Raw genomic sequence first — 10,364 nt, 5'->3', positions numbered from 1 at the left:
CGTGCGCGGCCACCGCCCCCGGTGCGCGCTGCCAGCGGCGCTGCAGCCTCGTCGAGGGCCGATACGGCGGGCGGTGGTGCCAGGCCGCCTCGACCAGCAACCGACGCACGTGGCGGTTGCCGGTCTTGGTCACCCCGGTCTGCGCGCGGTTCTCCCCGGTGGAGGACTCGCCGGGCACCAGCCCCAGATAGGCCCCGATGGTGGCCGGCGAGAGGCGTGACCAGTCGCCGATCTCGACGGCCAGCCCGAACCCGGTCAGCGTCGAGATGCCGCGCAAGCAGGCCAGCCGGTCGGTCACCGGGGTGAACCGGCTGCCCGCGGCCAGCTTGGTGATCGCCTCATCGAGGCGGTCCCGGCGGCCCTCGGTGGCGGCCAGCGCCTCCAGCGCCGCGTCGTAGGCGCTCTGCAGCGCCGGGCGGGCGAAGCGCTGGATGCGCAGCCAGTTCTCATGCTCCCGGGTCCACGGGGTGCCGCCGGCGTAGACGATGCCCTGGCGCAGCAGCAGGTGCGTGACCCGGTGCCGGGCGCTCATCAAGGTCCGCGCGCACATCATCCCGGGCGCGCACCAGATCCCGCGCGGCCTCGGTCTCCGCATCGGGCACCGTCACCGCGGTCACCTGGCCCACCGCCAGCAGCCGGGCCAGGTGCAGCGCGTCTGTGGCGTCGGTCTTCACCCGCTCCCCGGACGGGCGCAGCAGCCGCGAGGGCGCGGCCACCACACAGTCGATCCCGGCCGCCTCCAGGGCCCGGGCCAGCCCGAACCCGGTCGGCCCCGCCTCATAGGTCACCTTCACCGGCCCCGGCAACGACCGCAGCCACTCGATCACCTGCTCGTGCGCCGGCGTCAACCGCGCCCGCACCACCTCACCGGTCTCCACATCCAGCCCGCGGCCCACCACCGAACGGGCATGAACATCCAGTCCGACACTCGTACGCTGACCGATCACTGGGGCCTCCCACGCCTGTGGCTCTACCGCCAGGGCCGCCCCCTGCGCGGCAACCCACGATCATTCGTGGCGGGGCCCCAGCCCCCATACCGTCTGAAGACACTGACCAGTGACGATGGTCGAGGGCGTGCGACCACCGCCCGGAGCGGACCGCGCGGCCCCGTCGCGGGACCTGCCCGGAGCTCGCGAAGGGTGGGGAGGACGGGGTCTTCAGATCCAGCGCAGGCGGGCGATCTGCCGCCAGGGCAGGCGCTGGCAGGCCTCGCCGGTCTCCCCGGCGAGGCGGGCGGCCACGGCGGCGCCGGCGCAGGCCAGCGGCGAGTGCGGCGTGACGACGACGTGCGGGTCCTGCAGGTCGAGCCCGGCCGCGGCGATGCGGTCGAGCAGCAGCTCGGGGGCCACGAGCACGGCGGAGGCGAGCGCCGGCACCTCGGGGTGCGACCACAGGGCCACGGGGCCCTCGACCCGCAGCTGCCCGCCGACGGCGGCGGCGCGCTCCCCGGCGGCCACGCGCACCCGCTCGACGGCGCGCCGGTCCAGACCCGGCGACGGCGTCCACGGCAGCGCCCGGTCCCCGCGGCGGACGACGACCCGCCAGCCGACGGCGGTCTCGGTGCGGTCGGTCCAGTCGAGCACCGCGACGCCGGACTCGGCGGCCACCGCGTCGGCGACCGGCCGGTCGTGCACCCACGCGGTCAGGGCGGTGGCGAGCTCCTCGGGGGTCGAGCCGACGCGGGCGTCGGTCATGTCCTCGGCCAGGTCGCGCAGCGGTGTGCGCATCCGGCGTTCGTCCTCCTCGAGGACCACGACCGGACCGTCGGCGCGGTCGTCGGCGAGCGTGACGCGCAGCCGGCCGGTGGCCAGGGCGGGGAGCACCTCGTCGGCCGTCCGCCGCAGCTCGGCCACCGTCACGGGGACCGAGCGCAGCCGCTGCAGGAGCCCGGGGGCGGCGAACAGGCCCCCGCTCACGGGCGGTCCTGGCACAGCGCGGTGCGCAGCGCCGGTGCGAGGCCGGGCAGGGTCAGCACGCTCTCGAGCTCCCGGGAGGACAGCCGCACCGGCAGGACGTCGGCGCCCCAGCCGGTGACCCGACGCACGCGGGCCGCGGACGCCGGCCACACGGCGTCGCGCGCCGTGGCCACGTGCAGCTCGGTCAGCACGTCGGCGAGGTGGATGGCGGCCACCGGGTGCAGCGCCTCGTCCCCCACGGCGGCCCGTACGACGCCGGCGAGCTGCTCGCGCTCGGCTGCGGTCAGCCAGTGCGGGACCAGGACGTCGTGCGCGGGCCCGCCCGAGGCGAGGGTGCTCACCGCGTACCCGCCGCCGCCGGGGCGGGCTCCGCAACACGACTGCGGCGGGCTCCCCTGCGCTCTGTCACACCAGGGATATCGGCAGGCAGCAACCGCGTTGGACCCGGACAGGCGCGATTTCCCGTCGACGGAACGAATCAGTCCGCGAGCTCGGTCAGGCGCTGCTTGAGCGCCCGCTCGACGCGGTCGGCGTGCACGTTCATGTTCCGCACCGAGGTGCCGAGGTCGGCCGACAGCTGCGTCTTCGTCCGGCCGCCCCAGGTGGTCAGGTACCACGTCGCCCAGCCCAGGACGTTGGGCTGCCCGGCCCGCTGGTCGGGCCGCGCGTCGGGGTCCGGTGCGCAGGCCGCCGTCAGCGCGTGGGACAGCAGCGTCTGCTCGGCCTCGCCCATGATCTCGTCCGGCGCCTCGTGCGCGTCCGGCAGCATGATCTCGGTGCCGTCCGGGCCGACGCCGTCCAGGGACTGCAGGTTGCGCAGCCCGTTGAGGGTCGCGACCGTCTGCGAGTTGCGGCGCAGCGTCGCCACGCTCTGCCCCATGTAGGCGGCCAGCTCCTTCTCGCTGGGTCGCCGCTGGTGCTCGGTGAGGAAGGCGGCGACCGCCTTCTGCTGCTTGTTCTCGGTGTCGGCGGCGGTGCGGCCGTGGGCGTTGCGGCCCAGGTCGTGCACCCACTTCGACAGCTGGGTGGCCAGGAACGCGCCGAAGGGGACCCCCTTGCCCTCGTCGAACTGCCCGATCGCCTTGAGGATCCACTCGCTGACCTGCTGGGCGAGGTCGTCGGGGTCGGGCACGTGCAGCCGCAGCGTGCTCGAGTTCCGCTGCAGCCGCTTGAGGCTGACCGGGAGGTAGTGTCGGCACAGCTCGTCGAGGAAGGCCGGCGGCAGGTCGCGCGGCGCGCGGCGACGGACGTCGGTCTCCGCGCGCAGCCCCACGGTCGCCGTCCCCCGCCCGGCGCACCAAGCCTTGACCCAGTCGGCGAGCACCGAGGCGGTGCCGCAGGCGCCGTCGACCCGGTACAGGCCCTCGCCCTGGTCATAGCTGACCGTGACGCCGTCGGGCAGCTCCCGGCGGAACTCCTCGAGCGGCAGCTCCCGGTCGGTGCGGAAGTGCACCCGGTCGCGGGCCGTGATGGGCGCGAGGGCCCAGCCCTCGGCCTCGGGGATGCCGCCGAAGACCAGCGGCTCGCGGGAGCGGGTGGAGGTGGTGTCGGCGGGGGTGGCGGGGAGGTGGTTCACCGGGACTCCTCGGCGCTGTGGGGAAGACGGTGCCGCGTCGGACGCCGGAGGCGGGCGCCCGGGAGTGCTTACGCCGGGATCTGCTCGACCGCGGCAGGCTGACGGGGCGCGGGGACGACGACCTCGGTCGCCGGGCCGGCAGCGAGCCGGGCCATGAGGTCGGCCGCCGCGGCGCGCTCGGCCTCGCCCGGCTCCACGGTGTAGACCGGCATGTGGTCGTACAGGGTGGTGAACACCGAGCTGACGAACGCGTAGGCGGCCTGCGCCTGTGGGGAGAACCGGGCGACGGCGGCCCGCGGGCCGAGCTCGACACCGACGGTCACCCGCACGACCCGGTCGTCCTTGCTCAGCCCGGTCAGCGTGAAGGACACCTCGGGGTGGTGCGCACCGGCCAGCTCGGCCAGCGCCGCGAGGCACCGCCGGGTGGACCCGCGGCGCGGCCGCAGCTGCACGTGCACGACGACGGTGTCGGACTCCGCGGCGGAGCCGACGACCGTGGCGACCTGGTCGCCGGACTCGGTGATTGCGCTGTGTTGCATCCTGATCGCCCCCTGTGACGTGCTTGGGGCAACTCTCGCGCATCAGCGACCGAGCGACCGGCACAACTCTCGCTGTGCCATACGCAATGTGAGGGCATCTCTTCGGCAGTTCTTGCCCGTGTCGCGCCGCCGTCGGGACCGCTGCATGAGGTCGTCGGCAGGAGTCCACAACAGCCGGGGGTCCCACCCCGGCCACTTCTGTCAGCCCGCGGGCTCCTCCGTGACCCGTCCGTGACCGACCGGGGCGGCCGGTGCGGGCGCGGTCGCCGGCTCGGCGGGCGCCCCGCCCGGCGCGACCGGCTCGGCGGTGTCGGCGTCCGCCGTCGCGGGGGCGAAGGCGGCCAGCGCGCCGAGCGTGTCGGCGGTCACCTGCGCCGCGAGCAGGTTGGCCTCGGCGATCTGCCGGTAGACCTCCTCGCGGTGGATGGTCACCTCGCGCGGGGCCTTGAAGCCGAGGCGGACGGTGCCGCCGCGGACCTCGACGACGTGGACCTCGATGTCGTCGCCGATGCGGATGGTCTCGCCGACGCTGCGGGTCAGAGTGAGCACGTGGAACCCCTCCATGGGTGTGTGGTGGCCGTCCGTGGCGGTGGGCGGGTGGGTGCCCGATGCGGGCCGGAGCGTGACGGACTCGCGTCCGCCTGTCCAGTTATCGGCGCAGGGGACGCCGGATGGGATGCAATCCGTCGAGCAGCACGACCTGCGCGGACCGCCAGGTGGCCGGGTTGACCACCAGCGGGGCGCGCAGGTTGGCCGTGGCCGCGGCGGGGCCCTCGGCCGGCACCGTCACCAGGCAGTACAGCCGCGCCTGTGCGGGGTCGTCGAGTGCCAGGTCCGCGCACACGGCCGGGGGCAGGACCGGGGCGTAGTCCGGGAAGTACACGCCCGGGTCGATGGCGAGGAACCGCGGACCCTCCGGCGCCATCGACTGCAGCCAGAACAGCCGACCGTCGCCGTCGGCGGTCACCAGCACGTAGTCGCGGTGGCCCGGGAACCCGGGCAGCGCCTCGGTCATCGAGAGCAGGGGCAGGGTGGCGACGGCCGAGAGCGTCATCGCAGGAAGTCCACGAGCGTCGGCTGGATCACCTGCGCGGTGGCCTGCAGCGCCGCCTTGTAGCCGACCTCGGTCTGGTTCAGCTCCATGATCGTCTTGGCCAGGTCGATGTCCTCGACGTCCACGAGCTGCGCGGCGAGGGTCAGCTGCAGGTCGGTGTTGACCCGCGCGGCGGCTTCCATGCGTGCGGAGCGGGCGCCGACGGAGGCGGCGGCCCCGAGCAGCCGGTCCAGTGCCACGTCGAGGTCCTGCAGATCAGCGGAGAGGGCAGCGGGGTCGCTCTCCACGTTCGTGGCGATGCGCGCGATGAGACCGAACAGGTCGTCCGGGCCGGGCGTGCCGAACGCCTCGGGGCCGGTGATGTCGATGCGGATCCGGTCGGCGTTCGACACCCGCCGGGTGATCCCCTCCCCCACCGGGGGCGCGCCGACGTAGCCGCCGTCGCCGGCGTACGCCGTCGAGCCCTGGGTCACCCCACCGAAGAGGGCGCGGTCGTTGATGCTCGAGTTGGCCACCCCGAGCAGGCTCTCGCGCAGCGCCGCCACCTCCACGGCGATGGCCTTCTGTGCGCTGGTCGAGGTGCTGCCGGTGTTGCTGGCCTGCACGGTGAGCGCCCGGACCCGCTGGACCTGGTCGATGACCGTCGTCAGCGCGGTGTCGGTGGCGTCGAGCCAGCTCTGCCCGTCGGAGATGTTCTTCGCGAACTGCGCGACGGCGCTCTGGTCCTGCCGGACCTGCAGGGCCTTGTTGGTCCCGGTCGGCGAGTCCGACGGCGAACTGATCAGCTTGCCGGAGGTCAGCTGCTGCTGCAGCTTCGCCACGGACGACAGGTTGCTGTTCAGGCCGAGCAGTGCGGTCTGTGTGACGGCCCGGTGGGTGATGCGCATCAGGTCACCGCCCCACGACGCCGGTGCGGTTGATCAGGGTGTCCAGTGCCTCGTCGATGGCGGTCACCATGCGGGCGGCCGCGCTGTAGGCGTGCTGGAAGGAGAGCATGTTGGTCATCTCCTCGTCGAGGTTGATGCCGGACACGGACTCGCGGGCGGCGTCCACCTGGGTGGAGATCACCTTCTGCACCTGGACGTCACGGCGGGCGACCGAGGCCTCCACGCCGAGAGCGACGACGAGCGCCCGGTAGGCGGAGTCCACGCCGCCGGCCTCCAGGCTCAGGTCGAAGAACGCGTCGGCGTTGCCGCCGTCCGCCGAGGGCTGGCCGAGGACGCCGGGGGGCGTCTTGGCCGCGGCGATGAGTTCCGGCCTGGTCACGCGGACGCTGATGTTGCCGGCGTTGACGTTGGCCAGGTCCACGACCGGATTGCCGGAGCCGTCGTCCATGAGGGGCTCGGCCGCCCCCGACGCTCCGGAGACGTCGTAGCCCTGGGCCTGGACCGCGTTGATCCGGCCCACCAGGTCGCGGGCCAGCGTGTCGAGTGTCCCGCGGTAGTTCGGCAGCGTCGTCGACAGCACGGTCAGCTGGCCGCCGGCGGTGCCGCCGACGGGGAGCGTCGTCCCGCCCGGGGACGTGACCAGCCGCGGGTCGTCCCCGGTGCCGACCGCGTCGGGGTCGTCGACGCCGGCCACGCGCAGGCCGAGGGGGGACCCGCCGGCGACCAGCGTCGTGCCGCCCACGATGACGTCGACCATGCCGTCCGACGCGGCCACGGACGTGGCACCGACCCGCTCCGCCAGCTGCATGACCAGCAGGTCGCGGCGGTCGGAGAGCTCGTTGGTGGGCAACCCCGACCGGGTGGCCTGGCGGATCTGGTTGTTGAGGTCGGCGATGGAGGACGCCGTCGTGTTCACCTCGGCGGCGAGCGCCACCAGGTTGTCGCGGGTCTGCTGCCACTGCTGGTCCAGGGTGGCCCGAGTGGTCTTCATGCCCGAGGCCAGGATGTCCAGCCGCTCGAGGACCTGACTGCGCACGGCGGGCTCGGTCGGGTCCGTGGCGTTGGCGAGCGCGCTGAAGCCCGCCCACACGTCGTCGAGCATGCTGCGGATGCCGGTCTCCCCCGGCTCGCGGAAGGCCGCCTCCACCTGGGCCAGCGCCTCGGTGCCGACGGTCAGCTGCGCGGTGCGCGCCGTCTCGACCTGACCGCGCCGCTCCAGGAACACGTCGCGGATGCGGCTGACCTGGCTGGCGTCCACGCCGTTGCCCACCGGGCTGCTCACCGAGTGGATCGCGGGGACGGCGGTGCCGCCCATGGCGCGCAGGTCGACGCGCTGCCGCGAGTAGCCGTCGGTGTTGACGTTGGCGATGTTCTGGCCGGTGACGTCGAGCCCGCGCTGCGACGCCCACAGCGCCGTCCGGGCCGTGTTCAGGCCGCCGAAGGTGGAGCTCACCTGTACTCCTCGCTGGCGCTCGTCGTCCGCGTTCGTGGCACGCTGGCTCCCTGCTGTGACCTGGCGAGCTCGGTCACAGAGCACCGTCCAGGGTGACCGCGCGGTGCCCGCGTTCGTTGCTGCGGCCGGTCGACCCGTAGGTGCCGGCCGACGGCGCCTTGACCGACAGCAGGGCGTCGCCGATGGCGGACAGCCCACCCTCGATCAGCTCGCGGTTGGTGTCGGACAGACCGCGCAGTTCCGTCACGAGCACCAACAGGGTCTCGTGGTGCTTGGCGTACAGGTCGTTCCACGGGGCCGGTGCGGCCTCGGCCAGCTTGCGCAGCGAGGGGTTCACGCCCACGCCCAGCCGCTCGGCGAGCACCTCGGTGGCCGCCGCCCGCTCCACCTCGAGGGTGCGCAGCTGGTCGAGCACGACCTCGATCTCGTGCGCGATCCGCGCCAGCCAGCGGGTCTTGCCCGTGACGATCAGGTACTGCTTCTCCTCTGCCTTGAACAGCAGCAGGTCCAGCAGCTCCTGCTCGCGCCACAGCAACGTCGACAGGTGCTGGTAGTCCACGCCCCCACCGTCCTCCCGTACTCCCCAGGGCGGGTGCGCCCACGGGTTCTCCCCAGCAGCTTCGGCATCCGCCGGGGGGCCTTGAGCCGAGGGCCTCAAGTCCGGAGGGGTCCGTGCCGATCAGGGGGTGCCGTCCGGGCTCGGACCTGCCGAGAAGGGGGACGTGAGCCCATCGCGTGCCCAGGCGACCCTGCGGTCCCGTGCCACTGCCTCGCGCGTCCCCGTCGCCCCGGCTGCCGGTGTCCCCGTCCGGCCGGTCGCCGCGCAGGACACCACGCCGAGAGACGTCGACGCCCTGGTGACCGAGCACCTGCCGCTGGCCGCCTTCGCGGTCAACGCGGTCGCGTCGCGCATCTCGCTGCCCGCGCACGTCAGCCGGGAGGACCTGCTGTCCTGCGCCCGCGTGGCGCTGGTCGAGGTGGCCCGGCGGTTCGACCCGTCGGCGGGCGCCTCGTTCGCGACCTACGCGCTGGCCCGGCTGCAGGGTGCGGTCCTCGACGAGCTGCGCTCCGGCGACTGGGCCAGCCGCTCGGTGCGGGCCGCCGCCCGGCGCTCCGACGCCGCGGCCGACGCGCTGGCCATCCAGCTGGGCCGGCCGCCGACGCGCGAGGAGCTCGCCGCGAGCCTGGGCATGGCGACCAGCGACCTGGACTCGCTGCAGGTCGACGTCCACCGCGCGGTCATGGTGAGCATCGACGCCGAGAGCGGCCCGGACGGCGCCTCGCTGGACCTGCCCGACACCGGGGAGTCGCCGGAACGGGCGCTGCTGCGCAGCGAACGCTCCCGGTACCTGCACGAGGCGATCCGCCAGCTGCCCGACCGGCTCGACGAGGTCGTGGAGCGCAACTTCTTCGGGGGCGAATCGCTCACCGACATCGCCGCCGACCTCGGCGTCACCCTCTCCCGCGTCTCGCAGATGCGCGCCCGCGCGCTGACCCTGCTGCACGCGGCGATGAGCGAGGTGTGGGAGGGGAGGGCCGTGCCGGCCGACGGCGGGGTGCGCGCCCGCAACCAGCAGCGCTCCTACGTCGACCGGGTCGCCGGCCGCAACGCCCCGCCGGCGGCGGCCCCGCCGCTGCCCGCCCCGCGTCCGGCGGTCCCGCCCCGCCACAACCCGTGGGTGACGGCCACCGGACGGAGCGCCTGAGCCCCCGACACCCGGCAGTGCGCCCGGGGTCCTTCCCCGAGGACCCCGGGCGCACTGCTCTCCGGGGCCGACCGGCCGACACCCCACCCCGGAGGGGGCGTCGGAGAAAGTTCTCGGTTCGCCTCAAGATCGGCCCACGAGCAGCCGTAGACCCCTGTGCAAGGCCGCAGCACGGATGCAGCGGTTACCAAGAACGACCCGATTCCAAGGAGGAACACCATGGGTCTGCGCGTCAACAACAACATCGCCGCGTTCAACGCCTACCGCAACCTGAACACGACCGATGGCGCGATGAACAAGTCGCTGGAGAAGCTGTCCAGCGGCCTGCGCATCAACCGGGCCGCCGACGACGCCGCCGGCCTGGCCATCTCCGAGGGCCTGCGCTCGCAGATCGGTGGCCTCAAGGTCGCCGTCCGCAACGCGCAGGACGGCGTCTCCGTCGTCCAGACCGCTGAGGGTGCGCTCACCGAGACGCACTCCATCCTGCAGCGCATGCGTGACCTCGCGGTGCAGGCGTCCAACGACGGTGCCCTGAAGGACGCCGACAAGACCAAGGCCGACGCCGAGTACCAGGCCCTGGTCGCGGAGCTCGACGACATCGCCACCAAGACGACGTTCAACGGCACCGCCCTGCTGGACGGCAGCTACAGCGGCAAGCTGTTCCAGGTCGGCTCCAACGCCGGCGAGACCCTCTCGCTCAGCATCGGCAACATGGGCTCGACCGCCCTCGGCGCCACCGGCGACGTCACCACCCAGGCGACCGCCTCCGCGGCGATCACCGCGGTGAACACGGCCATCGAGACGGTCTCCACCCAGCGGGCCAACCTCGGTGCGGTCCAGAACCGGCTCGAGCACAAGATCAACAACCTGAACGCCACCGTCGAGAACCTGACCGCGTCGGAGAGCCGCATCCGCGACACCGACATGGCCCAGGAGATGGTGTCCTTCACCCGGTCGCAGATCCTGTCGCAGGCCGGTACGGCGATGCTGGCCCAGGCCAACCAGGGCTCGCAGGGCGTCCTGCAGCTCCTCCGGTGACCTCGGTCCCCGAGCGCCTGAACCACTAGCACCACCCGGTGAGGGGGGAGGCCCAGCCTCCCCCCTCACATGTCTATTATACACATCTGACGCTGCCGACGACTCCTCACGTATCGATCACGGCAGACGATGTATCAATACAACAAAAGCAAATACCAACAACAACCACCACACACAGTAACAAGCAATTAACTA

The 10,364-nt window shown here is 73.3% G+C and carries 13 protein-coding genes; 2 read left to right on the top strand and 11 right to left on the bottom strand.

Annotated elements, in window-relative coordinates; genetic code table 11:
- The 11 genes from CNO22_RS28540 to CNO22_RS22355 form a co-directional block, all read right to left on the bottom strand.
- Positions 1 to 532 (bottom strand): transposase (locus CNO22_RS28540; RefSeq protein ID WP_198588522.1); only part of this gene is annotated, 532 nt, incomplete at its 3' end.
- A complete protein-coding gene (locus CNO22_RS28535; RefSeq protein ID WP_269799619.1) occupies positions 447 to 947 on the bottom strand; it encodes an IS110 family transposase in 501 nt (166 codons plus the stop codon). The genes CNO22_RS28540 and CNO22_RS28535, both read right to left, overlap by 86 nt.
- A 210-nt stretch (positions 948 to 1,157) precedes the next feature.
- The gene (locus tag CNO22_RS22395) at positions 1,158 to 1,916 is read right to left on the bottom strand and encodes a hypothetical protein (protein WP_100501464.1); all 759 of its coding nucleotides are present in this window, start codon (positions 1,914 to 1,916) and stop codon (positions 1,158 to 1,160) included.
- Entirely contained in the window at positions 1,913 to 2,257 is a 345-nt protein-coding gene (locus CNO22_RS22390) for a hypothetical protein (protein WP_100501462.1), read from the bottom strand. Before CNO22_RS22390 ends, CNO22_RS22395 begins: the two co-directional genes overlap by 4 nt.
- 137 nt (positions 2,258 to 2,394) lie before the next feature.
- Positions 2,395 to 3,492 (bottom strand): sigma-70 family RNA polymerase sigma factor, encoded by a 1,098-nt coding sequence (locus CNO22_RS22385; RefSeq protein ID WP_100501460.1) that lies wholly within the window; start codon positions 3,490 to 3,492, stop codon positions 2,395 to 2,397.
- A 68-nt stretch (positions 3,493 to 3,560) separates the two neighbouring features.
- Positions 3,561 to 4,031, bottom strand: a complete 471-nt coding sequence (locus CNO22_RS22380) for a hypothetical protein (protein WP_100501458.1) — start codon at positions 4,029 to 4,031, stop codon at positions 3,561 to 3,563.
- 201 nt (positions 4,032 to 4,232) lie between these two features.
- Positions 4,233 to 4,580, bottom strand: coding sequence for a carbon storage regulator CsrA (gene csrA, locus CNO22_RS30370; protein WP_100501468.1), 348 nt, complete (start codon positions 4,578 to 4,580; stop codon positions 4,233 to 4,235).
- A 100-nt stretch (positions 4,581 to 4,680) separates the two neighbouring features.
- Positions 4,681 to 5,085: a flagellar assembly protein FliW gene (fliW, locus tag CNO22_RS22370; RefSeq protein ID WP_100501456.1), complete on the bottom strand. Its 405-nt coding sequence runs from the start codon at positions 5,083 to 5,085 to the stop codon at positions 4,681 to 4,683.
- Complete coding sequence (flgL, locus tag CNO22_RS22365) at positions 5,082 to 5,972, bottom strand: flagellar hook-associated protein FlgL (RefSeq protein WP_100501453.1); 891 nt, start codon at positions 5,970 to 5,972, stop codon at positions 5,082 to 5,084. The genes fliW and flgL overlap by 4 nt, the downstream gene beginning before the upstream one ends.
- 4 nt (positions 5,973 to 5,976) lie before the next feature.
- Complete coding sequence (flgK, locus tag CNO22_RS22360; RefSeq protein WP_100501451.1) at positions 5,977 to 7,425, bottom strand: flagellar hook-associated protein FlgK; 1,449 nt, start codon at positions 7,423 to 7,425, stop codon at positions 5,977 to 5,979.
- 73 nt (positions 7,426 to 7,498) lie between these two features.
- Entirely contained in the window at positions 7,499 to 7,984 is a 486-nt protein-coding gene (locus CNO22_RS22355; protein ID WP_100501449.1) for a flagellar protein FlgN, read from the bottom strand.
- Positions 7,985 to 8,147: 163 nt separating this feature from the next.
- On the opposite strand from CNO22_RS22355, the gene CNO22_RS22350 reads away from it, so the two are divergent.
- Positions 8,148 to 9,131, top strand: a complete 984-nt coding sequence (locus tag CNO22_RS22350) for a sigma-70 family RNA polymerase sigma factor (protein WP_100501447.1) — start codon at positions 8,148 to 8,150, stop codon at positions 9,129 to 9,131.
- A 219-nt stretch (positions 9,132 to 9,350) separates the two neighbouring features.
- Positions 9,351 to 10,169: a flagellin N-terminal helical domain-containing protein gene (locus tag CNO22_RS22345; RefSeq protein ID WP_198588520.1), complete on the top strand. Its 819-nt coding sequence runs from the start codon at positions 9,351 to 9,353 to the stop codon at positions 10,167 to 10,169.
- The last annotated feature ends 195 nt before the right edge of the window (positions 10,170 to 10,364 follow it).

The sequence above is a fragment of the Geodermatophilus chilensis genome (assembly GCF_002802985.1).
Classification (GTDB): domain Bacteria; phylum Actinomycetota; class Actinomycetes; order Mycobacteriales; family Geodermatophilaceae; genus Geodermatophilus; species Geodermatophilus chilensis.
The sequence above is the reverse complement of the archived record's forward strand: the minus strand, read 5'-3'. Positions and strand labels throughout refer to the sequence as shown.

Coding starts and splice junctions, on each gene's coding strand:
- CNO22_RS22380 (WP_100501458.1), bottom strand. CDS start 4,031: ATGCAACACAGCGCAATCACCGAGTCCGGCGACCAGGTCGCCACGGTC.
- fliW (WP_100501456.1), bottom strand. CDS start 5,085: ATGACGCTCTCGGCCGTCGCCACCCTGCCCCTGCTCTCGATGACCGAG.
- flgL (WP_100501453.1), bottom strand. CDS start 5,972: ATGCGCATCACCCACCGGGCCGTCACACAGACCGCACTGCTCGGCCTG.
- CNO22_RS22345 (WP_198588520.1), top strand. CDS start 9,351: ATGGGTCTGCGCGTCAACAACAACATCGCCGCGTTCAACGCCTACCGC.